This window comes from Qipengyuania aquimaris, assembly GCF_009827445.1.
In the GTDB taxonomy this organism is placed as follows: domain Bacteria; phylum Pseudomonadota; class Alphaproteobacteria; order Sphingomonadales; family Sphingomonadaceae; genus Qipengyuania; species Qipengyuania aquimaris.
Window position 1 is genome coordinate 1,948,426 of record NZ_WTYI01000001.1, and the last position, 25,165, is coordinate 1,973,590.

The following is a 25,165-nucleotide window of genomic DNA, read 5'->3' on the forward strand; positions in this document are numbered from 1 at the left end:
AGCAATGTGCCGGATCGGTGGAGAATTGTAACGGAATGTAACGCGTCGGGCAGGCCGTTCACCCAGGTGTCAGCATCTCAGCGCGGGCGGTGCTGTGTGCCCTCACCGGCAGTTATGAAGATCGCGGTCGCATGAGCTTCGACATCGGCGATATGCCAGACGCCCGCCGGATTGATCGCATATTCGCCCGCTTCCAGGGTTAGAGTTTCGCGGCGCCCGTCGGGAAATTCCTGCGTCAGCACCATGCTGCCCGCCGTGCAGATCACGACCTCTTCGCCCAGCGGGTGCATTTCCCAGCTGTCCCAGTCTTCGCAAAAGCTGTGCTGGCTGACCAGCCTTCCTTCGCGCCCGTCACTGCCGTGACGCTGCCCATAGCCTTCATACCATTCCATCCCGCCCTCGAAGGGTGGCTGGGGTACGGCCGTCGCCCCCAGCCCGAGGTGCAGGAAACTGTCCGAAAGGCGGCGCTTGCCCTCCATCACTCGACCTTGTCCATGAGATAGGCGTTGAGCTTGTTGCCGTCGGGATCGCGGAAATAGGCGGCATAGAAGAGCATGCCGTTCTCGTCCGGCTCGCCCCTCGGTCCGGGCTCACCCTCGTCGCTGCCGCCATTGGCGAGCGCGATGTCGTAAAGTCGCTTCACCTGATCGCGGTCCTTGGCCTCGAGCGCGACCATCGTGCCATTGCCGACCGTCGCCTTTTCGCCATCGAACGGCATGGTCGCCGCGATGCCCGCGCCGCCATCCCATTTGCCCCAGGCGATGAAGGTTTCGAATTCCATCATCCGCCCCACGCCCATTTCGGCCGCGATGGCATCGTAGAATTTGGCCGCCCTCGTAAGGTCGTTGGTGCCCAGCGTAACGTAACCGATCATGCAAACTCTCCTAGTTGGAAACGACTCGCGACCAGCGGAACATTACGTGAACATAGCTACTCCTACAAGGGTGCGCATTCGCGTTCGAGCCAGGCGAGGTCGTCACCCTCCAGCTGCGGAGCGAGGATCTCACGGGTCCTGGCGTGATATTCGTTCCACCAGGCGATCTCGCGTTCGCTGAGCAAGCTCTTGTCGACCAGCTTGCGGTCGAGCGGGACGTGGGTCAGCGTCTCGAAGCCGAGGTACTTGCCCTCCGATCCATCGATATCGGCGTCCACGACGAGAACGAGGTTCTCGATCCGGATGCCGTATTCGCCCGCCTTGTAATAGCCCGGTTCGTTGGAAAGGATCATGCCTTCGCGAAGCGGGGTCTCGGTCCCGGGAAAGGCGCCGCCGGGCTTCGAGATACGCTGAGGGCCTTCATGGACCGACAGATAGCTGCCGACGCCGTGACCGGTGCCGTGACCATAATCCACGCCAGCCTGCCACAGGTGCATACGTGCCAGCGCGTCGAGCGCGCCGCCGCTGGTCGCATCGGGGAACTTGGCAAGGTCCAACTCGATATGGCCCTTCAGCACGCGCGTGTTGCGATCGATCATTTCCGCCGTCGGTTCGCCCGGCCCCACCCAGACGGTGCGGGTGATGTCGGTAGTCCCGTCGGGATACTGGCCGCCCGAATCGCACAGGTAGATGCTGGACGGCGGGATCGGGATATTGCTGTCCTCGTCGACCTTGTAATGCGGCAGGGCGGCATGGCCGGCAGCGGCACTGATCGTGTCGAAGCTGGTATCCTTGAGATCCGGGCTGAGGCCGCGGAATTCGCGCAACTTGGCCGCTGCCGTCAATTCGTCGATCTCGCCCGAGGGAGCGTTCTCCTCGATCCAGCGCAGGTATTTCACCACGGCAGCCCCGTCGCGCGCCTGGGCATCGCGGTGGCCCTGCTGTTCGGCCTCGTTCTTGATTGCCTTGGGCAGCACGGCCGGATCGTCGTCGCGAACGACCTTCGCTCCGCCCGCTTCAAGCGCGTGGAAGATGCCAGCGACCGCGTGGCGCGGATCGACCGCCACGGTCTTGCCTTGCAGCTTCGCCAGCGCAGGCTCGAATTCGGCGCGGTCATTGATGCGCACCGCGTTGCCGAGGTGCTGCGTGAGTTCGGGCGTGACCTTCTCGGGCGCAATGAAAAGATCGGCGGTGCCGTCCGCATGGGCGACAACATAGGACAGGGCGACAGGCGTGTTGTCGACGTCCTTGCCGCGCATGTTGAGCACCCACGCCACGGAATCGAGCGCGGTGACCACGGTGGCGTCATAACCTTCCCGCTTCAGCCAGTCGGCGATCTCGGCGCGCTTGTCGGCGCTCGACCGGCCGGCAAGGCGGTCTTCGTGCGGCACGGCGGCAGCCTTGCTGGGTTCGGGACGGTCGGCCCAGACCGCGTCGATCGGATTGCCGTCGACAGGGACGAGTTCGATACCCTTCTTAGCAAACAGCTTTTCCGCCTCTTCCGCCCAGCCGATGCCGTGCAGCCAGGCATCGTAGCCGATCCGCGCGCCTTCGGGCGCATTGGCAGCGATCCATTTCGCAGGCGAGGTCGCAGGCACGTCTTCGTAATCGTAGAGCTTGCCGTCGACCTGCTCGCGCACCTGCACGGTATAGCGGCCGTCGGTGAACATGGCCGCCTTGTCCTTCAGCACCACCGCGCTGCCCGCGCTGCCGCCGAAGCCGGTCAGCCAGTGGAGCCGCTGGGCATAGGAGCCGACATATTCGCTCATATGCTCGTCCGAAATGGGTACGACGAAGCCATGGAGGCCGCGCTTTTCGAGTTCGGTCCTGAGCGCATCGAGGCGCGCTTCGTGGGTCTGCATCAACATGCGAGTAAATCCTTTCGTCGGCTGCCGTCCCGCATCGGTGGAGACGGCGCTTGCGGCATTGCATCTTGCCGCATAGTCACGCCTGCAACTTAGACACTTGCGGCCCTGCTTTCCAGCTTTGTGCCGCCATCGGGGAGATCATTCATGGCTTACATGCGACTGGCTGCGTGCCTATCTGCCGTATCGCTCGTTCTGGCTGCACCTGGCGCGGCCCAAGAAACCGAAGGGACTTCAGTGACTGCACCTACCTCTCCGCCCCAAGCCGAGAAGCGCGACCATTCCTATACCCATCACGGGATCACGATCTCCGATCCGTATCACTGGCTCAAGGACCAGAGCTATCCGACGATCGATGACGAGGACATCCTCGACTACGTGAAGGCGGAAAACGCCTGGTACGAAGCGCGCATGGCGCCGCAGAAAGAACTCGTCGACACGCTGTTCGGAGAGATGAAGGCGCGGATCAAGGAAGACGATTCCACAGTCCCGCAAAAGGATGGCGACTGGCTCTACTGGTCAGAATTCGAAGAGGGCGCGCAATATCGCAAGCATTACCGCAAGCCGGTTTCGGGAGGCGATGCGGTGCTGATCCTCGACGAGAACGAACTGGCACAAGGCCTGGAATACTTCCGGCTGGGTGCAGCGTCGGTCAGCAAGAACGGGCGCTATCTCGCCTATTCGACCGACAGCAACGGGTCCGAGCGCTACACCGCGCGGATCAAGGACCTTCAGACCGGCGAATTGCTGCCGGACGAACTGACGAACCTGCGCGGCGGGCTTACCTGGGTCGCCGACGATACGGCGCTGGTTTACGGCCCCTCGACCGAAGAATGGCGCTCGCTCGAAGCGAAGCTGCACGTGCTCGGCACGCCGGTCGAAAGCGACGTCACGCTCTATGAAGAGACGGACCAGAGCTTCGGTGTGGGCGCAGGCCTGTCCGCGCAGGACGACTGGCTGATAATCGCCACGGGCGACAACGAAACCAGCGAAGTGCGCCTCGTGCGCGCAGACGATCCGACCGGCGAACAGATCCTCGTCAGGCCGCGCCAGAAGGGTGTCGAATATTCGGTCGATGTCCGCACCGACGAAACAGGCACGAACCTGTTCGTGTGGACCAATGACGATCACATCAACTTCCGCCTCGCCAAGGCTTCGATCGAAGCGCCCGGCGAATGGGAGACCGTGATCGCCGGATCGGACGAATTTTACCTCACCGGCTTCGACCTGTTCCAGGATTTCTTCGTGACGGAGGGCCGCCTCGACGGCCTCGACCAGATCCAGCTGCGCACCTACGATGCGCCGCTCCAGGCACGTGCCATCAGCTTCCCCGAAGCGAGCTACAATGCGGGACTGTCGAACAATCCCGAATATGCCGTCACCAAGCTGCGCCTCGACTATGAGAGCATGATCACGCCGGATTCGGTCTATGATTACGACGTCGCCAGCGGCGGGCTCGAACTGCTCAAGCAGCAGGAAATCCCGAGTGGCTACGACGCCTCGCTCTACACCACCGAACGGCTGAGCGTGCAGTCGCGCGACGGCACGATGATCCCGGTCAGCGTGGTCTATCGCAAGGATCGCAAGGACGGCGCCATGCCGCTCCACCTCTATGCCTACGGCGCCTATGGCTATGCCATGCCGCCCGGTTTTTCGACCACGCGCCTCAGCCTGATCGATCGCGGCTTCGCCTATGCCATCGCGCATATCCGCGGCGGCGACGACCTCGGCCGGCGCTGGTATCTGCAAGGCAAGATGTTCGAGCGGGCCAACACCTTCAATGACTTCGTCGATGTCGGCCGCGGCCTGATCGAGAAGGGCTACACCGCCGAGGGCAAGATTACCGCCAGCGGCGGGTCCGCAGGCGGCGAGCTGATGGGCGCGATCGTCAACCAGGACCCGGAGCAATACGGCGCCGTCGTGGCCCACGTGCCCTTTGTCGACGTGCTCAACACCATGCTGGACGAAAGCCTCCCACTGACGCCGGGCGAGTGGCAGGAATGGGGCAATCCCATCACCGACAAGGCCGCGTTTGCCTATATCCTCAGCTACTCGCCCTACGACCAGGTCAAGGCGCAGGATTACCCGCCCATGCTGGTGACTGCCGGCCTCAACGACCCGCGCGTAACCTATTGGGAGCCTGCCAAGTGGGTTGCCAAGCTGCGCGAGGTGAAGACCGACGACAACGAACTGCTGCTCAAGACCAATATGGGTGCAGGCCATGGCGGCAAGTCGGGCCGCTGGAACTCGGTCTACGAAGTGGCCGAGGAATACGCCTTCATCCTGTGGCAGCTCGGGATGACCGAGTGACGGCGAAGTTCACGAAGACATATGTTGCCGGGGCCGAGCACATCGACGAGCTCGGCCACGTCAACAATGCGATCTGGGTCCAGTGGATCCAGGACATGTCGACCAGCCATTGGGAAGCCGCCGCGCGGCCCGAAGACCGGGCGACATACTTCTGGGTCGTGACCCGGCACGAGATCGATTATCGCGGCAATGTCGCCGAAGGCGAAAGCGTGACCGGCACGACCTGGATCGAAGGCAGCGCGCGCGGGGCGACATCGGTTCGCCGGGTCGAATTCCGCGATGCTAACGACAAGGTTATAGTGTCCGCAGCCACGACCTGGGCCATGCTGGAACGCGCGTCGAACAGGCTGGCGAGGGTTCGGCCCGAAATGCTCGATGCCCTCACCAAAGAGCCCGATTAGCCGAGCAGGTCGGCAACCGGCCGGTAATTGTAACCCAGCTCGCTTGCCACCGCTTCATAAGTGACTTCGCCCGCGTGGACGTTCAGCCCTTCGGCAAGGTGAGGATCGTTGCGCATGGCATCCTTCCAGCCCATCCGCGCAATACGCAGGGCATGGGGGAGCGTCACATTGTTCAGCGCATAGGTGCTGGTGCGCGCGACGGCGCCCGGCATATTCGCAACGCAATAGTGCACGATGTCGTCGACCACATAGGTCGGATCGGCGTGGGTCGTGGGCTTCGAAGTCTCGAAACAGCCACCCTGGTCGATAGCGACGTCGACGAGGACCGCGCCCTTCTGCATATTGCCCAGCATCTCGCGGGTGACGAGCTTAGGGGCTGCTGCGCCGGGGATCAGCACCGCACCGATAACGAGGTCCGCGCCGCACACGGCATCATAGAGGTTGGCCTTGTTCGAGAAGCGCGTGCTGGCGCGGCTTTCGAAATGGGTACCGACTTTCTCGAGCACTTCAGGGTCGCGATCGAGGATGGTGACGTCCGCACCAAGGCCCGCAGCCATCTGCGCCGCGTTGAAACCGACGACGCCGCCGCCGATCACAACGACCTTGCCCGGCATCACGCCCGGCACGCCGCCAAGCAGCACACCGCGCCCGCCATGCGCCTTCTCAAGCGCGGTCGCACCTGCCTGCACACTCATGCGGCCGGCCACCTGGCTCATCGGCTTCAGGAGCGGCAACTGGCCGCGCGGGCCGGTTACGGTTTCATAGGCGATTGCGGTCACGCCGCTATCGACGAGATCCTTCGTCTGGTCCGGATCGGGCGCGAGGTGGAGATAGGTATAGAGGATCTGGTCCGCGCGCAGCTTCTTGCGTTCGATCGCCTGCGGCTCCTTCACCTTCACGACCATTTCGCATTCCGCGAAGATCGGATCGGGTCCATGGACGATCTTTGCACCCGCTGCGACATATTGTTCGTCCGTCGCATCGATGCCGCAACCGGCCTGCGTCTCGATCCACACTTCGTGGCCCTGCGCGACGAGTTCGTTCGCACTCTCGGGCGTCAGGCCGACGCGGTATTCGTGGTTCTTGATTTCTTTCGGACAGCCGATGCGCATGGGTGCGGACTCCTTCTCTGGGAATCGCCGCTACTCGTGAAAACCCTTCGCTGCAAGCGCGCTTGCCGTAGCGTATTTTTATTCCGGCAAAGCCTGCCAGCGCGCTTCGATACGATCGGGCGAGCCGCCATTCGTTTGCGTTAATGTCACGCCGCGTTCGCGCAATTGGGCAGCGACCGCATCGAAGGTTTCGCCCTCGCGCCCGGCAAGGTTGATGCCGAGTCTCTGCCGCGTTGCAGCCCAGGCGATGACGTCTAGTGCTTGTTGCCCGGCAGCATCCGGCTCGCCCTCGGCCAGGGTGATCGAAGGCAGGGCGAGTAGCGGCGGCCGCAGCTCGACAGACCAGCCGGGCATGCCTGCATCGACACGGCCTTCCAGCACGCGCCAGCCCTCGACTGTGAGTCCGGGAAGATGCGTCGCCTGAACGATGGCACGGCGATTGTCGCGGTCCACCGTAACTTCGGATTTCTCGACCCCGGCGACCAGCGCAAGCTCGCCGACCATCTCCGCAATCTGGCGTTCGGTCGCCTGCGCGCGCTGTTCGTCCTTGGCCCGGGCGAGTTCGGCGGCTTCGGCAGCGCCAGGATCGGTACCCACCCGGTACTGTTCGACCGCAATCACGACCTCGCGCTCGAAACGAGCCTCGAAGCGGCGCTTGATCTCGGCATTGGCCTTGCTGTTGAACTGCGGCGTATCGACAGTCCCGCTGACGACGACCGGCTCTGCGTCCCAGTCGATACCGGTGACATTGACTCGCGCCTTGTCAGGGAAGCTTTCTGCAATGACATCCTGCACCACGCGCTGCGCATTGGCCTCGAAGGCGATGTCCCGCAGCGAGAAGCCGAGCGGGATGGCAAGCGCCACGAACACCACGAAGATACCGAAGTTCTGGAACCAGCCCTGCCGCGCCGAAAGATCGGTTCGGAAACCGTAGAGGCGCGCCATGATCGTTGCCGAAAGGGCGATGGTCAGGAAGTTGGTGATGTAGAGGGCCAGCGCACCGCCGAAGACCGTCCAGTTCAGTGTCGCGAGCCCGTATCCCACGGCGGCCAGCGGCGGCATGAGGGCGGTTGCGATGGCAACCCCGACGATCGTGCCCTCGCGACCGCGGATCAACGCGTAGGAGCCTGCCAGCGAGGAAAACAGCGCGACCAGCAGGTCGAACAGATTCGGTTGCGTCCGTGCGGCGATTTCCGAAGTGACGGTCTGCAACGGCGATACGAGCACGATGAGCGCGGTAAAAAGGATCGCGGCAATCGTCCCGATCGCGAGCGCCCGGATACTAATCCGCAGCCACTTAAGTTTGCCCGAGGCGAGCGCGAAACCCGCCCCGATGATCGGGCTCATTAGCGGCGATAGGAGCATGGCCCCGATGACGACAGCCGGCGAGGACAGCAGCATTCCGAGGATTGCGATGCCGGCCGACATCATCGTCATGAAGATATAGCGCGGACTGGCGTCGCTCTCGCCCGCGATCTTGGCGATCACGGCGGTGTGATCGACATCGGCCACCACATGGTCGAGCCACCAGCGACGGATCGGGACCAATGCGCGCCCGACGGGGCTGTGCACCCAGCCGGGTGTTGGCGGCCTGCGCTTGGAAGCGTAATTGGGCGTGACTACTCGTGCCATCGACATGGCCTTAAAGCGCAATCTGGCATCAGTCGCGAGAAAATTTGCAGCCGCAGCGTGTAAGCGCCTTTGATTTACGGTCGCTTATCCGCCGCCACCCGAAATCCGAGATTGGAAAAAGCCTGCGATCCGTCCCAGGCACCACGATAGGCGGTCCGCAGATAGAAGGGTCCGAAATCCCATGCGCCGCCCCGCAGGACGCGTTTCTCGCAATCCGGCAATTCGACCGCTACGCCGTCGCGCGGCGCGTCGGAATGCGTGTCCGTGTAGCAGTCGGCCGTCCACTCCCAGACGTTGCCGATCAAATCCTCGGCGCCGAAGGCATTGCGCTTTCCATACGTGCCAACGGGCGCTGTATAGGCAAATCCGTCGTCGCAATTGCCCGCGCGCTCCCATTCCGGATAGAGAGCTTGCGCGGTTGCATCGGCGCCATTGGTGAAGGCACAGAATCGGTCCTCATCCTCCCCCCACCAGTATGGCGAGTTGCCTCCCGCCTTGGCAACATACTCCCATTCGGCTTCGCTCGGCAGGCGGATCACCGTTCCCTCTGTTCGTTCACTGAGCCAAGCGGCATAAGCTCTTGCATCGGACCATGAAACGCAGACGACCGGATGATCGTCGCTCTGTTCGAAACCGGGGTTTTCCCATGTCGCATCGGGATCATGGAACCAGCGGCCATTCTCCCCCATGACGAGACAGGGCGTATCGGGCGCATAGCTGCTCGCCTCGACGAATGCGCGATACTGGCCCACGGTGACCTCGAACCTGGAAATTCGGAAAGCCGGGATTGTCACAGCGACTTGCGGCCCCTCGTCCGCTTGGTGACCTTCTTGCGAAGAAGGCGAGCCGAGCAGGAATTTTCCCGCCGCTATTGGGATCATCTGCGGTTCGATCGGGTCGGCAGATTGCGCTTGCATCGAAGCACAGGAACCTAGAAAACCTGCCAGCGCCGCGGACGCCAGTGAAATGCGCAAACCCATAAACCCCCCTTGCGATTACATTTGTAATCATACAGAGAGTTTCGACGCGGTCAAGCCGCAATCAGATCGGATTGCCGTCCTGGTCGCGGTAAATTTCGCGGCGGCCGACGTGGTTGGCTGGGCCGACCAGGCCTTCGCTTTCCATCCGCTCGATCCACTTGGCGGCCGTGTTGTAGCCGACGCCCATCTGGCGCTGGAGCCAGCTTCCGCTCGCCTTCTGGTTCTCGATCACGATCTGGCAGGCTTGGCGATACTTTCGCTCGTCCGGATTGTCGGAGGCGGTAAACTCGTCCTCGAAATTGAACCCGCCGTCCTCGGGCTCTTCGGTGACGGCATCGACATAGTCGGGCTTGCCCTGCGCGCGCCAATGGTCGGCGACCTTCTCGACTTCCTCGTCGGACACGAAGGGGCCGTGGACGCGGATCATCGCTCCGGTATTGGGCTTGTAGAGCATGTCGCCCTTGCCCAGCAGCTGCTCTGCGCCCTGCTCGCCAAGGATAGTGCGGCTGTCGATGCGGCTCGTCACCTTGAAGCTGATACGGGTCGGCAGGTTGGCCTTGATGACGCCGGTGATGACGTCGACCGACGGGCGCTGCGTCGCCATGATCAGGTGAATGCCCGCAGCACGCGATTTCTGGCTGAGACGCTGGATCAGCACTTCGATTTCCTTGCCGACCGTGACCATGAGGTCGGCCAGTTCGTCGACGATCAGCACGATCAGCGGCAGCGGTTCGTAATCGAGCTGCTCTTCTTCATAGAGTTCTTCGCCCGTCTCCGGATCGAAGCCGGTCTGCACGCGGCGGCCCAGCGGCTTGCCCTTGGCAGCGGCCGCTTTCACCTTCTCGTTGAAGCCCGCGATATTGCGCGAGTTCACGCTGGACATCATGCGATAGCGCTTCTCCATCTCCTCGACCGCCCATTTCAATGCACGGACGGACTTGGCCGGCTCGGTCACGACCGGGCTGAGGAGATGCGGGATATCGTCATAGGTCTTCAGCTCGAGGACCTTGGGATCGATCAGGATCAGGCGGCACTCGTCCGGCGTGAAGCGATAGAGCAGCGACAGCAGGATGGCGTTGAGGCCGACCGATTTACCCGAGCCCGTCGTACCCGCGACCAGCAAGTGCGGCATGGCGGCAAGGTCGGCGATGATCGGTTCGCCGCCGATGTCCTTGCCCAGGATCATTGGTAGGCTGCCCCTGGAATCGACGAAAGCAGCGGACGTCGAAAGCTCCTTGTAGCTGACCATCTGGCGGTCGGCGTTGGGCAGTTCGATACCGATGACAGTCTTGCCCGGAATGGGCGACACGCGCGCGCTGATCGCGCTCATGTTGCGGGCGATGTCTTCGGCAAGGCCGACCACGCGGCTCGCCTTAATGCCCGGTGCAGGCTCCAGCTCGTACATGGTCACGACGGGACCCGCGCGCACGGCGGTGATCTCGCCCTTCACGTTGAAATCGTCGAGAACGTTTTCGAGCAGGCGGGCATTGCGCTCCAGCGCGATCTTGTCGAGCTTCTGCACCGCGTGTTCGGGCGGATCGTCGAGCAAATCGTGGCTCGGCAGCTGGTAATTCGCGAACATGTCGCGCTGCTTGGCCTTTGCCGGCTGCGAGCGGACAGGAGCAGGCTTCGGGTCGGCGATTTCGGGCGAGCGACGCGGGGCGCGCGGCGCCTCTTCGTCCTCCTCGTCATCGATATCATCGGCCTTGCGGCGTGCGCGCTTCGTCTTCTTCGGCACCAGCGGCAGGTCGATATCGGATTCGACCTCCTTGCGTTCGAAGAGCTTCGGGAGCGTGAAGAACTGCGCCCAATCGAGGGCGAAGACCTTCGTCACGAGGGCGAGACCACCGCCCAGCGCCACAAGGCCCAGCGCGCCGGTAATCCAGCCGGAAAAGTCCCCGCCAAAGCGGGTCGCCACCGCATCGATGCCGCCTGCGCCAAGGAGTCCAGCAAGACCGCCCCCGCCCGCCGGGAACGGCCCGGGGCTGCTTTCGAACAGCAGGCTGACGACCGTACCGAGAAGCAGCATCGCGACCAGCAGCAGGCCGAACGGCCCCCACCATCGGCCCGGAGTCTCTTCCTCGTCCGCATCCTCGACCCCGGTCCACAACCGGCGTGCGGAAATCCAGATCAATGGCAGCAGCAGGAGCGCCGGCAAGCCGAAGAAGAAATAGGCGCGTTCTGCCGCCCAGGCGCCGCTCGCACCCATCCAGTTGGAAATGGTCGTGCCCGATGCGGCCGTCGAGGCGCTGGGATCGGTCTGCGTGTAGCTGGCGAGCGCCAGCGTCAGGAACACGAGCAGGACCAGCAGCAGTCCCGCCCCCGTCATATGCGTCGCACGGCGGAGGGAACGGCGAAACGCCGCCCGCCAATCGGGTTTTGCGCCAGCGCGCGTGGCCATTGTCATTCCTTCCGTCCGACGTATGGCGCCACTATGAATCCTCGGCGAGTCCGAGGTCAAGCGCTCTTCGTCGAGGCGAGTCCGTCGATCGCGCCCCAGCGCGGCCAGTCGAGCTCGCGTGCCCGCGCCGCATTCATACCGCCCAGCGCGATAACCGGCACCGGCGATTGCTGCGCCAGCACGCGAAAGCCGAATACGCCGAGGGTTTTCGCGCCGGGATGGGAATTGGTCGGGAAAACCGGCGACAGGAAAATGCCGTCGACGCCCGCGGCGATCGCCTGCTGCAATTCATCACCGTCATGCGCTGTGGCGAGGCGCAGACCGCTGCCAAGCGTGCCAGCCGCTCCGTAATGGCCGTCTGCCCCCCAGTCCTCATCGCCGGACAGGATCACGAGATGACCACGCGACCGGGCCAGCGCTGCCAAGGCGTCGAAGCGCGCGCGGCGTTCTTCGGGAGCCAAGTGATAATGCCTGAACACGAAGCCCGAGCCCTTGGGCAAAGCCCGCAAGGCCTGCTCCAGCCCGGCATCGTTGCGGGCATCGGAAAGCAGCCAAAGCAAGGGCAGGGACTGGCGCGTATGCATAGGGACGCTATAGCGCGCCCTCATGGAAAAGGCAGACACTCCTCTTCAGACCGTCCGATCGCAAATCGCCGCGACCTGCAAGCGCGCGCGACGCGAACCCGGCGAGGTTACCCTGATCGCGATCAGCAAGACCCATCCCGCCGACCGGATCGAGCCGCTGCTCGAACAGGGCCAGCGCCATTTCGGCGAAAACCGGGTGCAGGAAGCGCAGGACAAATGGCCTGCGCTGAAAGAGACCTATCCCGACACGGTGCTGCACCTGGTGGGACAGCTCCAGTCCAACAAGGCGGAAGATGCCGCCGAACTCTTCGACGTCATCCATTCGCTCGACCGCCCGAGCCTGGTCAAGGCGCTCGCCAAGACGAAGGAGAAGACGGGACGCTGCCCGGATTGTTTCATCCAGGTCGATATCGGCGAGGAAGAGCAGAAGGGCGGCTGCGCGATCGCCGACCTGCCCGTCCTGATCGCCCAGGCGCGCGAGGCGGGCATCCCGCTTGCGGGGCTCATGTGCATCCCACCTGCCGATATCGAACCTGCGCCGTTCTTTGCGCTGCTCGACAAGCTGGCGCGCGACAACGGGCTGGAGGGACGATCGATGGGCATGAGCGGCGATTACGAGACCGCCATCATGCTGGGCGCGACGCATATCCGCGTCGGGACGGCGCTGTTCGGCGCACGCGGATAGGAAAGAGCGGGGAGAGTTACCCCTCCCCGCCCCGGATGCTCAGAATTCGAAGCTGATTTCGGCGCCGAGCTGGCGGCCCTTCATCAGCGGCGAGAAGGTGCCGACCGCCGGACGCGGGTCGAACGGACGATTGACGCCGTTGGAGAAGCCCCCCGCGCCGAACGGCAGCTGCGTGTCGCCGCCCGCCTGCACTTCGTCGAGCAGATTCTTGCCGTAGACCGACAGGCTCAGGCCATCGACCGGCGTGTTCCAGCTAACGTTCGCGTCGAGCATCCCGGCATCCTGGATGTAGCCGAAGTTATTGTCGGTATAGGCGAATTCGTCGCGGTACTGGAAGTTGACCCGGCTCACGATCTCGCTCGTGCCGAGGTCGAGTTCGTGGATCGCGCCGACGCCCCAGGTCACTTCGGGTACGCGCGGCAGGCGTAGCGCAAGGTCGGCATCGTCGATTTCGCCATCGCCCGAGATATCGAACAGGATCGCATCGTATTCATCGTCCATAACGCCGATGTTGGCCGTGAACAGGAGGTCGCGCGAGACGCGCATGCGCGCTTCGGCCTCGAAACCGGTGATCGAGGCATCGGCCGTGTTGAAGATCGACTGGGCGACCCCTGCACTTTGCGACGACTGGTTCACCTCGCGCTGCATATTGGCGATGTCGGTGTAATAGGCTGCCAGGTTCAGCGTGAAATCGCCGTTGTCGGTCTGGAACTTGCCGCCGATTTCGTAGCTGTCGACCTGCTCTTCATCGAAATAGAACGCGCCATTGTCGTCCGCGATCGCTTCGAAGGCGTTGGCCGCCGTGATGCGGAAATTGTAGCCCCCGCTGCGATATCCGCGCGTCCAGTGGGCGTAGATCTGCCCGCGTCCCATGTCGTACTGGAGGCCAAGCTTGGGCGACCAGTTCGACCAGCTGTTGGCGTCGGTGAAGCCGTTGTTCTCCTCGCCTCCCGGATAGACCGCGGCAAAGGCCGGATCCACGCTCCACGGGTTGACGCCGCCGACCGGGCACGTGCCCTCGATGACCGAGCAGGCTTCGCGCGGACGGACATAGGTAACCGCCACGTCCTTTTCTTCGCGGCTCCAGCGGATACCGGCGATGATGGACAGTGCATCGGTGAGATGCAGTTCACCGGCTGCAAAGGCGCCGAGAACTTCGTGGTCCTGCGTCCCGCCGCCATGGAAAGCGAGCGGAGCGATGGAAACGATGTTGCGTTCTTCGGTGTAGGCGATCGACTGCTCGAACCAGAAACCGCCCAACGTCAGGTCGAACGCATCGGTCGAAACAGCATAGCGCAATTCGTTGGAGAACTGCTCCTGCGCGGTGTCGGTGGGTGAGTTGAAGATAAAGACCGGAAAGGAGTCGATGTCCCCAAACGTGTACGCATCGTATTTACGCCAGCCGAAGATGTTGGTGAGCGTACCGGGGCCGATATCGGCATCCGCCGTCAGCGAGGCGGTCCAGATCTCGTTGTCGTAGGCGCCCGGATTGTCGATCGCAAAATCGAAGCTTTCACGGTCGAACTGGCCGCGATTCTGGCCCGAGGGGCCGTCGCCTTCGCTGGCGAAATAGTCGAGCTTGCCGGTCAGCGTAAGCGCACCGAGCCGTCCTTCGAGCGCCCCTCGCAGGATCGTGGTTTCCGCTGCGCCATGGTTGGACCCGTCGGCGAGGTTGCGGAAATAGCCCTCGTCCTTGTTGTAATAGCCGCCCAGCTTGAACAGCAGCGCGTCTTCGACCAGCGGGCCGGAGACCACGCCCGATACGGTGTAGTTCGCTCCGCCGCGGCCGCCATCCAGGGGCGGACCGTCGACCGAGGCACGCACCTTGCCGGTGAGGTAATCGGTCGGGTTGCCGGTGTTCACCAGCACCGCGCCGCCGGTCACATTGCGACCGAACAGGATGCCCTGCGGTCCGCGCAGGATTTCGACCGATTCAAGGTCGAACAGGTCGAAGACCACGCCCGCATTGATGCCGAGATAGACGCCATCGACGAACACGCCGACGGTGGGGTCGATCGAGGGGATCGAGCTGTTGATGCCAAGACCGCGGATTGAGAAATTGGCCTGGCCGCGGCTGGTCCCCACCTGGTCGAGATTGACGTTGGGTGCCGAGTGGCTGAGCGACTGGAGGTCGCGCACGTTGAGCGCATCGAGGCTTTCGGCGTTGAATGCGGTGACTGCCAGCGCGACGTCCTGCACGTCTTCCGCGTTCTGGGTCTTGGTGCCCGTCACGACGATCATGTTGAAGGCATCGGCCGCGCTGCCGCTAGCGGCTGGCGTAGCGGTCGCTTGCGTCGCTTCTTCCGAAGCCTGTGCGAAGGAAGTTTGCGGAGTCAGAACGAGACCGGCGCCGAGCACGCACAGCGCGCGCAGCGAAACAGAACTGTATTTCATTTTTAGGGGGTTACTCTCTCTCGGGGGAAATTCGCGGCCCCGATGGCGAATTGGGAATCGCGACGCAACCGCAAGTTTTCCCCGATTTGTTCAGGCGTCCTCGAGCCGGGCCTGCATCGCATCACCCGCCGCTTCGACCAGCCGCGCTTCGACGCGGTTCTGCCGCTCTCCTTCGACCAGCTTCCCGCCGGTGAGGTCGGTCACGTAAAAAGTGTCGACGGCACGCTCGCCATAGTGGGTGATGTGCGCGGAGTAGACGACGAGCCGGCTTTCGAACAACACGCGAGCCAGACGGTTGAGCAATGCAGGACGATCGCGCGCGTTGACCTCGATGACCGTGAACCGATTCGACGCCTTGTTGTCGAATTGCACGCGCGGGCTGACGTCGAACGCCTTGGAGCGGCTGTGCGGCAGCGGGCGCTGTGCCAGTTTCGGTGCGAGATCGACGCGGTTTGCCAGCGCATCGGCAATCGAGGTCTTGAGCCGCTCGAGCTGCCCCTCCTCGCGGAACGGGGCGCCGTGCGGGTCCTGCACGAGGAAATTGTCCAATGCCCAGCCGGTGCGCGTCGTATGAATGCGCGCGTCGATGATGTTGCCGCCCGCCAGGTGGATGCCGCCCGCAATTCGGTAGAACAGGCCGGGGTGGTCGGCTGCGATGACCGTGACCAGCGTAGCCCCGCGCGCTTCGTAGAATTCGCAATGCACCGACAACGCGTGGTCGAGATCGCGCGCTGCCGCATAGTGGACGAGGTTGAGTGCCACGATGTCGAGCGGTTCGGCGATCCAGTAGGAATCGTCGAAAGTATCGCCGAGTTCGGCGACCAGGTGCCTCTTCTCGCCAAGCATTTCGGCCACTTCTGCCTTCTTGGCAGCGACCTTTTCCTTGCGGCCGTGGCGCATGTGGCCGAGCCGCAAACGCTCCGAGGCTGAATCGTACAATTCGCCCAGCAATTGCCCCTTCCAGCTGTTCCACGTGCCCGGACCGACCGCACGGATATCCACCGCAGTCAGGATCGCGAGGTGACGGAGGCGCTCGATGCTCTGCACCTCGCCTACGTAATCCTCGATCGTCTTGGGATCGGTCAGGTCGCGCTTCTGTGCGGTGTGGCTCATCAGCAAATGGTGCAGGACCAGCCAGGCCACCAGCTCGGTCTCGCTCTCGCTGAGGCCGAAGCGGGGGCACAATTCACGGGCCACTTCCGCACCGAGAACCGAATGGTCGCCGCCGCGTCCCTTCGCGATATCGTGGAGGAGCGCGGCGACATAGGCGACCCTGCGCGACGCGACCTTGTGGATCAGGCGGGTGGCGCGCGGATGATCTTGCTTCAGCTCGCCCTTCTCGATCTGGCTGAGCAGTCCGATGGCGCGGATCGTGTGCTCGTCGACAGTATAGTGATGATACATGTCGAATTGCATCTGGGCGTTGACCTTGCCGAAATCCGGCACGAAGCGGCCGAATACGCCCGCCTCGTTCATCCAGCGCAGGACCGTTTCGGGATCGTTGCGCCCGGACAAAAGGTCCAAGAACAGCGCGTTGGCGCGTTTGTCCTCGCGCACGGCATGGTCGATCAGCTTCGCATCGCGGGCAGCCTGGCGCATGGTTTCCGGGTGGATTTCCAGCCCCTCTGCCTCGGCGATCTGGAAAATCTCGACGAGGCGCACCGGGTCCTTGCGAAAATAATCGTCCGATGGCGCGGCGATCCGTCCGCCGAACACGCGGTAGCCTTTGAGCTCGCGCGGCTTCTGGCGGAAGGTGGCAAAGAAGCCGCTGCGCGCAGCGCGGGTGGCGAGATCGTCCTCGATGTGGGCCAGGAAAACTCCGGTCAGGCTGCCGACGTGTTTCGCCTGGAGGAAATAGAACTGCATGAAACGCTCGACCGCGGACTTGCCCGGACGGTCGGCGAAATTCATCCGCTCTGCCACGCGCCGCTGCAGGTCGAAGGTCAGGCGATCCTCTGCCCGGCCCGTGATCGCGTGCATGTGGCAGCGCACTGCGAGGAGGAAGCGCTCGGCGCGGCGGAAAGTACGATATTCGTTTCGGGTCAGCAGCCCGCTGTCGACCAGTTCCGACGCGCTGCGTACGCGGTGGATGAACTTGCCGATCCAATAGAGCGTCTGGAGATCGCGCAAGCCGCCCTTGCCGTCCTTCACATTGGGTTCGACGACATAGCGGCTGTCACCCATGCGCTTGTGGCGCGCGTTGCGCTCCTGAAGCTTCTGCGTGAGGAAAGCGCGCTCGTTACCTTTGACCACTTCGAGCGTGAAGCGCCGCTCGCCTTCGGAATAAAGGTCGCGGTCACCCCAGACATAGCGGCCTTCGAGCAGCGCGGTGCGGATCGTAAGATCGTCCTTCGCCAGCCTGATCGCCTCGTCCAGAGTGCGGGTGGAATGGCCGACCTTGAGGCCGAGATCCCACAGGAGGTAGAGCATTGCCTCCACCACCTGTTCGCACCAGGCATTGCGCCGTTCGCCAACGAGGAAGGCGATATCGACATCGGAATGCGGGGCCATTTCCGCGCGGCCGTATCCCCCAACCGCCATGACCGCGAGCCGCTCGCCCGAGGACCGGTTGGCTGCGGGATAGACATAATGGGTGACGTACTCGTGGATGATCCGCACGAGCTGGTCGACGAGGAAGGAATAGCCGCCCGCGATGGCATGGCCGTCGGAGGGGCGTGCTTCCAGCCGCCGCTCCATTTCAGAACGACCGGCTTCCAGTGCCTCTTTCAGTGCGCCGATGACCTGGGGGCGCGCCTTCGCGCCCTGCTCCCCGGCCAGCGCCTCTATGCGAGAGGCGAGCGCCTTGCGATCGATGATCGCGCGCCGGTCGGGGATCTGCGGTTCGCTCAACTGGAGACGAGGTCCTTGGCGAAGGTCGCCTTGACGGTGCGCTTGTCGACCTTCTGCGTGCCCAGGCGCGGCAGGTGGTCGTCCGAACGGAAGACGTAATGCGGCACCTTGAACTTGGCGATATGCTCGGCGAGGAAGGCCTGGAGCTCTTCCGGGCTCAGATCCTTGCCGGGGTGGGTGAAATATACCGCCGCCGGAATTTCTCCGAAGCGTTCGTCGGGCACGCCGAAGACGCTGCACTCGGCCACCGCGTCATGCGCATAGATCGCTTCTTCCACCTCGATGCAGGAGATGTTCTCGCCGCCGCGGATGATGATGTCCTTCTTGCGGTCGACGATGAAGAGATAATCGTCCGCATCGAGATAGCCCAAATCGCCGGTGCGGAAATAGGCATCGTCCGTATAAGCCGACGCGGTCGCATCCTCGTTCTTCCAATAGCCGAGGAAGTTCGCGACCGAGCGGATGCAGACCTCGCCCACGGCGCCCTGTTCCAGCTTGTTGCCGTCATCGTCGAGGATGGCCATGTCGACCAGCGGTTTCGACGGCATGCCGGTGGAGCCGGGCTTTTCCATGTAGTTTTCGTTGAGGTTGCCGCAGCCCACCGCATTGGTTTCGGTGAGGCCATAGCCCAAGAGCGGGAAGCCTTCGGGGAAGGCGTCCTTGATCTTCTTCACGTGCTCGGGCGGGCGAGCGGAGCCGCCGGCGGCGAAGCTCTTGCAGCTCGACAGGTCGAACTGGTCGCGCTCCGGATGGGTGGCCATTTCATAGCTCATCAGCGGCACGCCGACGAAATAGGTGACTTTCTCTTCGTCAAGCAGGCGCAGCGCCTCGCGCGCGTCCCATTTCGGCATGAGCACCAGCTTGCGGCCGAGCGCGAAGCTCTGGAGGAACAGCGGCACTTCGCCGGTGACGTGGAACAGCGGCACGGCGACCAGCGCGGAGGGCTGGACGGTCGGCGCATCACCGCGTTCGGTCAGGATTTGCAGGATCATCGCGGTCTGCGCGACGTAGTTCATCACGCCCGACACAACGCCGAGGTGGTCGGAATAGGCACCCTTGGGATGACCGGTCGAACCCGAGGTATAAAGGATGGTGGCAAGATCGTCCGAGCCGATTTCGCCCAGCATCTTCATCGCCGTGTCGCCCGCTTCCCATACCCGGGCGAGGCCTTCGGCAGGCACGCCGTGATCGAACACCACGACCTTCGACTTGATGTCCTGGCCTTCGAACCGCGCGGCGCGCTGTGCGTCGGCGAGAACCAGCGAACAATCGCACAGGTCGATGCCGTAAGCCATTTCCTCGCCCGTCCACCAGCCGTTGAGCAGGGTGGCGCAGCCGCCCGACATCAGGATGCCCATGTAGGCGATCATCCAGTTGGCCGAATTGCGCGCGGCGATACCGACGCGGTCGCCTTTCTTCACGCCATGCTTCGTCGCGAGGCCATGTGCGACGTGAGTCGCGGCGGCATAGACTTCACCGAAGGTCAGCCTCAGATCGCCATCGACGAGGAAAAGCTCGTCCTTCTTCTCGTTGCAGAAGTGCGCGAAATAATGCGCGAGGCTGGGCGGCGCGTTCTTGAAGGCCGGCATCATCACGCCGCGCCGTTCGATATCGTGGGTTTCGAACATCTGACCCGGGGCGGTCACGGCGGCGGTAAAGCGATGGATATCCTTGTCGAGTTCGGTCGGCATGGTGTGTTTTTGTCCTCTCTCAAAATGCACGCGCACGATGGCGAATCGCCCCTATCCCCCTTTCGGGATGGATAGAGATGCGACGCAGGCTTTCCCCAAAACCCCTGCTATGCCAAAAGCCGCCCCGCAACGGGTCGCGCATGCGGCTTTCGACACGTCTCTAAGGGGATAAAACCTTGCTGTCACTATTGGCCGCCACTGCGGCAGTTTCCGAACCCATCCAGTGGGCGGAATTGGGCCTTCGTCCCTACCTGTTCGAGATCGGCGGATTCCAGCTGCGCTATTATTCGCTCGCCTACCTGTTCGGCATCCTGCTGGGCTATTGGCACCTGTCCAAGATGATCAAGTCGCACGGCAGCCCGATGGCGCAGCGCCACGCCGACGACCTCTTCTTCTACTGCACGCTGGGCGTAATCCTCGGCGGCAGGCTCGGTTACGCAGCGTTCTACAAAGCCGACCTTTTGACCAGCATCGAGCTGTTCAAGCTGTGGGGCGGCGGGATGAGCTTCCACGGCGGCGTGATCGGCGTGCTGGTCGCGATCACCTGGGTCGCGCGGCGCGGCAATCTCAACTGGCTGCGCGTGTGCGACTACATCGCCGTCAACGTGCCGCTCGCCTATATGCTCGGCCGGATCGCCAACTTCATCAATGGCGAGCTTTACGGCCGCCCGGTCGAAAGCGACGTCGCCTGGGCGATGGTCTTCCCGGGAGGCGGCGATGTCGCCCGCCACCCGAGCCAGCTCTACCAGGCCGGCCTCGAAGGGCTGCTGCTCGGCGTCGTGCTGATCGCGCTCTTCTGGCTGACCCGCGCGCGTTATCGCCCCGGCCTGCTGGTCGGACTGTTCACCGTCGGCATGGGCGTGGGCCGTTTCGTCAACGAGTTCTTCCGCGAACCCGATGCACACCTTGCCTATGTGGTGGCCGAAACCGGCTTGTCGCGCGGCCAGTGGCTGAGCCTGCCGATGATCGCGGTGGGCCTTGCCGTCATGGTCTATGCCATCGCGAAGAAGCCCATCGGCACGACCAAGGCGCCCGCCGCGCAAACGGCATGACGGCCAAGCGCGAGGACACCGACCTCGCCAGCCGCTTCAGGCGTCTGATAGAGCGGCACGGGCCCATGCCCGTGTCGCGCTACATGGGCGAAAGCAACGCGCGCTATTACACCAGCCGCGATCCGCTGGGCGCCTCCGGCGACTTCACAACCGCGCCTGAAATCAGCCAGATGTTCGGCGAGATGATCGGCCTGTGGCTGACCGACCTGTGGGCGCGCGCCGGCAAGCCCGATTGCGCCTATGTAGAGCTGGGTCCGGGCCGGGGCACGCTTGCCACTGACGCGCTGCGCGCCATGGCGAGCCAGGGTTTGAAACCCGCAGTCCACCTCGTCGAAGGATCCGAGGCGCTGCGCGATGTGCAGGCGGGCGCGCTTGGCGGCGCGACGTTCCACGACACGATCGACACCTTGCCCGAAGATCTGCCGCTGCTGGCCGTCGGCAACGAGTTCCTCGATGCGCTGCCGATCCGGCAACTGGTCATGACCGAAAAAGGCTGGCGCGAACGCATGGTCGCGCTGGACGAGGACGCATTCGTCTTTGCCGCAGGGCCAAGTCCGATGGACGACGCCGTCCCCGATGCGATGAAGGATCAAGCGGTCGGCACTGTCATCGAAGCCTGCCCCGCCGCAGCCGCCCTTGCCCAAACATTGGCCGACCGGTTGAAGCGCCAGGGCGGCGCCGCCCTGCTGATCGATTATGGCCATCTCCAGCCGCGAACCGGCGAAACGTTGCAGGCGATCAAGGCGCACCGCAAAGTGGGCGTGTTCGATGCACCGGGCGATATGGACCTCACCGCTCACGTCGATTTCGCGATCCTGTCGCAGATTGCTTCGGGCAAGGGATTGAACCACGCCTCGACCACGCAGGGCCAATGGCTTGGCGCTCTGGGCATGGGCGCCCGCGCACAGGCACTCGTCACCAAAACGCCCGAAGGCGCACCCCAGATCGCGCAGGCGTTCGAGCGATTGACGGGCGCAGACGAGATGGGCGAGCTGTTCAAGGTCTTCGCCATGACCCCGCCCGATTGGCCCGAAGGTGCAGGCTTCGGCTGAGGTTCATCGGAACCTGTGCAGGACTTCCGCGTCGAGGAAGCTGGAAGGATTGCCCATGAAATACCTGCCGATCAAACGCCTTGTTGCCATTGCCGCCCTCGTGTCGGCCACACCGCTCCTCGCCGCCCAACCGATCGAGGGTCGCTGGGTCACGGCGGAAAAGGATGCCGTCATCCAGATCGGCAAGTGCGGCAGTGCTCTATGCGGGAAGATCGCGCGTTTCCTCGTCGCCCCGCCACAGGGCCTCGACCAGCGGGACGTGAACAACAAGGAACCGCGCCTGCGCAGCCGCAAGCTGCTGGGCATGCCCGTGCTGACCAAATTCACCGAGGACAGCGACCTGTGGCGCGGCGAGATCTACGATCCGAAAAGCGGCAAGACCTATCGCTCGGTCGTGCGCCGCAAGGACGCCAACCGGCTTGAAGTGAAGGGATGCATCGGGCCGTTCTGCCAGACGCAGGTCTGGACCCGCGCCCGCTGAGTTACAGCCCGGCGCGCTCTGCCAGAAGGCGTGCGGCCTCGTCGAAGCTGAGCTTGTCCTCTTCGCGATCGACCGAATAGTTCGCCTCGCGCATCGCCTCGACGTCAATGGCGTCAATCAGCGGCATCAACGCGGCTTTCAGCGCCTCGTCCCGTGAAGCTTGCGGGCTTAGCAGCAGCACCGCATCGTAATTTGGAAAAGCCCCCAGCGGGTCGTCGAGGATGACGAGCTTGTCGGCAACGATCCTGCCATCCGAAGTATAGGCGCCGATGATGTCCGCCTCGCCCGATCGCAGTGCATTGTACATGAAGGTCGGTGAAAAATTTCGCTGACCGGCAAAACGCAGGCCGTAGGCATCGCGAACCGCGATCCATTCGGGCCGCTCGAAGAACTCGGGATCGCCGCCGATCACCATTCCCTGTCCGCGCTGCGCGACGTCCACGATGGAGTTGAACTCGCCGAAGGTCGCGGTTTCGCGCTGCATGGCGAGGCCATAGGCATTTTCGAATCCTAGCCGCCCGAGCACTTCCATCCCGGTATTCGCGTCTTCCCATTCGGCGATCTCGCGATACATCTGCTCGCGCGGCGGGTTCTCGGTACGCTTCATCTGGTTGGTCCAGATGGTGCCGGTGTAATCGACATAGATGTCGATCTCGCCGCTGGCCGCCGCACTGTGCGCAACCGCCGAGCCGAGCCCGTCGCGGTATTCGACTTCGAAGCCTTCCGCCTCCAGCCGCTGCCCGATCAGGCGCGCGAGGATGTATTGCTCGGAAAAGCCCTTGGCGCCGATGACGACACGATCCTCGTCGTCCCCGCCGAATTGCGCGAAGAAAGCCGCGCCGACGCCCAGCAGTACTGCCGCAAGGCCGCCGAGCCACAGGGGCCGCCGGCGTTCGCGAAAGCCGCGCTCGATCGTGCCGAGGAGGCTGTCGGCAAGGATTGCGAGGCCCGCACTGGCAATGCAGCCCGCCAGCACCAGCACCCAGTTCTGGGTCTGCAGTCCGGCGAAGATCGGATCGCCCAGGCTCTTCTGCCCGATGGTCGTGGCGAGGGTGGCCGCGCCGATTGTCCACACCGCCGCGGTCCGGATACCGGCCATGATGAAGGGGGCGGACAGCGGCGCTTCGACCAGCAACAGGCGCTGGCGGAAACTCATGCCGACGCCGTGCGCCGCCTCGATCACGCCGGGGTCGAGGTTGGCCTGCGCCGTCACCGCATTGCGCAGGATCGGCAGCAGCGCATAGAGCGCCAGCGCCAAGAGGGCAGGCAGGAAGCCGAGCGTCGGCAGGCCCTCGCCGAAGACCGCGCGCAGGCTCAGAAGGATGGGAAAGAACAGCGCCAGCAGCGCCAGGGCCGGGATCGTCTGCACCAGGCTGGCGAAGGAGAGGCTGGCGCGCGAAACCGCAGGCGAGCGGCTGGCCCAGACCGCCAATGGTAGGGCCACGATAATTCCGAGGGCGATTGCCGATGCCGACAGGAGCACATGCGCGGCCAACTGGTCGCCAAGGCCCAGGATCGCATCCCAAAGCCCGTTCATCGCGACAACTCGGCCAGCCGCTCGGCCTGGTGGCGGGGCACGGCGACAAGCGCCTGCGCGATCTCTCCGCCTTCGCCCGCTACCAGCGCCGCTGGCGTCTCGTCTGCAACGATCCTGCCAGCGTCCATCACCAGCACACGTTCGGCAAGCAGTAACGCCTCGGCCATGTCATGGGTGACCATCACTGTCGTGAGGCCGAATTCGCGGTGGAGCGCCAGCACCCTCTCGCCAAGCGCATCGCGGGTCACCGGGTCGAGCGCGCCGAAAGGTTCGTCCATAAGGAGCAGCTCGGGATCGTTGGCCAATGCCCTTGCCACGCCGACCCGCTGCCTCTGCCCGCCGCTCAATTCGTCAGGCATCCGGCTTGTCATATCAGGTTCCAACTCGACCAGCGAAAGCAGCTCGCCAATCCGGTCGGGCGACAGGCTCGTGCCGGACAGTCGCGGGCCGATGGCAATATTCTGGCCGACATTCATGTGCGGGAACAGGCCGATGGACTGGAACACGTACCCGATCCGCCTGCGCAGTGCAGAAACCTCTATATCCTCTACATTTTGGCGACCGAGGTCTACGTTTCCGCCGCTGGGGTCTATCAGACGATTGACCATTTTCAGCAACGTCGACTTGCCCGATCCGGAGGCTCCGACAAGGGCGACGAACTCCCCCTTGGCAATGCCGAGCGAGACGCCATCGACAGCCGTTACGGCGCCGAACCTCCGGGAAACATTATCGAAGGATAGATAAGAGCCGTTGCGTTGCGTCACTCTTCCGCTTCGGCCCCTTCGGGCGCAAGGTAGGCAACCTTCTCCAGCGCAACACGGCGCCCTCCGCCCGAGGTAACGACCAGCTCATCATCGAGCAGCCTTCCCGGCTCCCAGCATCTTTCGCTGCCGTCTTCCGCTTCAGGCATGAAGCAGAGCAAATCGACGCCATCCCCGCTTTCCTCGGCAGGGTCGAATTTCCAGCTGCCCTCCTGCCACGGCTCGCCATTGCGGAAGTCGCGATAGGTTCCGTCGGCGTCGATATAGGTGACATAGCGCGCCCCGTCCTCGGCCATGACGCGCCATGCGGTATCGGAGAATTCGCTATGCGAAGGCGGCGCAGAGTCTGCCTCGCCGGAGGCCTCCTGGGCACCCTCTTCCTCAGCGACTGCAGCAGGTTCTTCCGGTGCATCCTCCTGCGGAGCGCAGGCGAGAACAGGCAGGGCGAGCGCCAGGGCGGCGAACGTAGCTATATTTCGGGTCATGCGCACAGGCATATCGCG

20 protein-coding genes are annotated in these 25,165 nt (G+C 63.6%); 6 read left to right on the forward strand and 14 right to left on the reverse strand.

Translation table 11 applies throughout. The annotated features are described in order from the left end of the window. Positions 1-77: 77 nt before the first annotated feature. From GRI34_RS09550 to GRI34_RS09560, 3 genes are all read right to left on the reverse strand, one after another. Complete coding sequence (locus GRI34_RS09550; RefSeq protein ID WP_160596476.1) at positions 78-479, reverse strand: cupin; 402 nt, start codon at positions 477-479, stop codon at positions 78-80. Continuing rightward, complete coding sequence (locus GRI34_RS09555) at positions 479-874, reverse strand: VOC family protein (RefSeq protein ID WP_090476643.1); 396 nt, start codon at positions 872-874, stop codon at positions 479-481. Before GRI34_RS09555 ends, GRI34_RS09550 begins: the two co-directional genes overlap by 1 nt. A 62-nt stretch (positions 875-936) precedes the next feature. After that, the gene (locus GRI34_RS09560) at positions 937-2,742 is read right to left on the reverse strand and encodes an aminopeptidase P family protein (protein WP_160595727.1); all 1,806 of its coding nucleotides are present in this window, start codon (positions 2,740-2,742) and stop codon (positions 937-939) included. 153 nt (positions 2,743-2,895) lie between these two features. On the opposite strand from GRI34_RS09560, the gene GRI34_RS09565 reads away from it, so the two are divergent. Beyond that, positions 2,896-5,049 carry a S9 family peptidase gene (locus GRI34_RS09565; protein WP_160596477.1) on the forward strand — a complete coding sequence of 718 codons (2,154 nt, stop codon included), beginning with the start codon at positions 2,896-2,898 and terminating at the stop codon, positions 5,047-5,049. Next, entirely contained in the window at positions 5,046-5,450 is a 405-nt protein-coding gene (locus GRI34_RS09570; RefSeq protein WP_160595728.1) for an acyl-CoA thioesterase, read from the forward strand. The genes GRI34_RS09565 and GRI34_RS09570 overlap by 4 nt, the downstream gene beginning before the upstream one ends. Here GRI34_RS09570 and ald read toward each other — a convergent pair. The 5 genes from ald to GRI34_RS09595 all read right to left on the reverse strand — a co-directional run bounded on the left by ald (position 5,447) and on the right by GRI34_RS09595 (position 12,183). Further along, positions 5,447-6,562, reverse strand: coding sequence for an alanine dehydrogenase (ald, locus tag GRI34_RS09575; RefSeq protein ID WP_160595729.1), 1,116 nt, complete (start codon positions 6,560-6,562; stop codon positions 5,447-5,449). The genes GRI34_RS09570 and ald overlap by 4 nt on opposite strands. 78 nt (positions 6,563-6,640) lie before the next feature. After that, a complete protein-coding gene (locus GRI34_RS09580; RefSeq protein ID WP_160595730.1) occupies positions 6,641-8,194 on the reverse strand; it encodes a DUF389 domain-containing protein in 1,554 nt (517 codons plus the stop codon). A gap of 74 nt (positions 8,195-8,268) precedes the next feature. Beyond that, positions 8,269-9,111, reverse strand: coding sequence for a formylglycine-generating enzyme family protein (locus tag GRI34_RS09585; protein WP_160595731.1), 843 nt, complete (start codon positions 9,109-9,111; stop codon positions 8,269-8,271). A gap of 124 nt (positions 9,112-9,235) precedes the next feature. Continuing rightward, positions 9,236-11,575: an FtsK/SpoIIIE family DNA translocase gene (locus GRI34_RS09590; protein ID WP_160595732.1), complete on the reverse strand. Its 2,340-nt coding sequence runs from the start codon at positions 11,573-11,575 to the stop codon at positions 9,236-9,238. 56 nt (positions 11,576-11,631) lie between these two features. Next, positions 11,632-12,183, reverse strand: coding sequence for a thiamine phosphate synthase (locus GRI34_RS09595; protein ID WP_160595733.1), 552 nt, complete (start codon positions 12,181-12,183; stop codon positions 11,632-11,634). Between GRI34_RS09595 and GRI34_RS09600 the strand changes: the two genes are divergently transcribed. After that, complete coding sequence (locus tag GRI34_RS09600) at positions 12,182-12,844, forward strand: YggS family pyridoxal phosphate-dependent enzyme (RefSeq protein ID WP_160595734.1); 663 nt, start codon at positions 12,182-12,184, stop codon at positions 12,842-12,844. The two genes, GRI34_RS09595 and GRI34_RS09600, sit on opposite strands and share 2 nt — an antisense overlap. 39 nt (positions 12,845-12,883) lie before the next feature. Here the strand turns inward: GRI34_RS09600 and GRI34_RS09605 are convergent, their stop codons facing one another. The 3 genes from GRI34_RS09605 to GRI34_RS09615 form a co-directional block, all read right to left on the reverse strand. Then, positions 12,884-15,238, reverse strand: a complete 2,355-nt coding sequence (locus GRI34_RS09605; protein WP_160595735.1) for a TonB-dependent receptor — start codon at positions 15,236-15,238, stop codon at positions 12,884-12,886. A 90-nt stretch (positions 15,239-15,328) separates the two neighbouring features. Continuing rightward, positions 15,329-18,088, reverse strand: coding sequence for a [protein-PII] uridylyltransferase (locus GRI34_RS09610; protein WP_160595736.1), 2,760 nt, complete (start codon positions 18,086-18,088; stop codon positions 15,329-15,331). Further along, the gene (locus GRI34_RS09615; RefSeq protein WP_160595737.1) at positions 18,085-19,779 is read right to left on the reverse strand and encodes a class I adenylate-forming enzyme family protein; all 1,695 of its coding nucleotides are present in this window, start codon (positions 19,777-19,779) and stop codon (positions 18,085-18,087) included. Before GRI34_RS09615 ends, GRI34_RS09610 begins: the two co-directional genes overlap by 4 nt. Positions 19,780-19,955: 176 nt before the next feature. Here GRI34_RS09615 and lgt point away from each other — a divergent pair, with 176 nt between their 5' ends. The 3 genes from lgt to GRI34_RS09630 are packed head-to-tail and all read left to right on the forward strand — an operon-like array spanning position 19,956 to position 22,364. Then, a complete protein-coding gene (gene lgt, locus GRI34_RS09620) occupies positions 19,956-20,831 on the forward strand; it encodes a prolipoprotein diacylglyceryl transferase (RefSeq protein WP_160595738.1) in 876 nt (291 codons plus the stop codon). Further along, entirely contained in the window at positions 20,828-21,883 is a 1,056-nt protein-coding gene (locus GRI34_RS09625) for a class I SAM-dependent methyltransferase (protein ID WP_234028200.1), read from the forward strand. The genes lgt and GRI34_RS09625 overlap by 4 nt, the downstream gene beginning before the upstream one ends. A gap of 55 nt (positions 21,884-21,938) precedes the next feature. Then, on the forward strand, positions 21,939-22,364 hold the full coding sequence (locus GRI34_RS09630) for a DUF2147 domain-containing protein (RefSeq protein WP_160595739.1): 426 nt from the start codon (positions 21,939-21,941) through the stop codon (positions 22,362-22,364). A 1-nt stretch (position 22,365) separates the two neighbouring features. Here the strand turns inward: GRI34_RS09630 and GRI34_RS09635 are convergent, their stop codons facing one another. Genes GRI34_RS09635 through GRI34_RS09645 form a run of 3 tightly spaced genes read right to left on the reverse strand, consistent with a single transcriptional unit; the run spans position 22,366 to position 25,147 of the window. Next, on the reverse strand, positions 22,366-23,901 hold the full coding sequence (locus GRI34_RS09635) for an ABC transporter permease/substrate-binding protein (RefSeq protein WP_160595740.1): 1,536 nt from the start codon (positions 23,899-23,901) through the stop codon (positions 22,366-22,368). Beyond that, positions 23,898-24,665 (reverse strand): ATP-binding cassette domain-containing protein, encoded by a 768-nt coding sequence (locus GRI34_RS09640; RefSeq protein ID WP_160595741.1) that lies wholly within the window; start codon positions 24,663-24,665, stop codon positions 23,898-23,900. Before GRI34_RS09640 ends, GRI34_RS09635 begins: the two co-directional genes overlap by 4 nt. Then, positions 24,662-25,147 (reverse strand): hypothetical protein, encoded by a 486-nt coding sequence (locus GRI34_RS09645; protein WP_160595742.1) that lies wholly within the window; start codon positions 25,145-25,147, stop codon positions 24,662-24,664. The genes GRI34_RS09640 and GRI34_RS09645 overlap by 4 nt, the downstream gene beginning before the upstream one ends. Positions 25,148-25,165 lie beyond the last annotated feature (18 nt).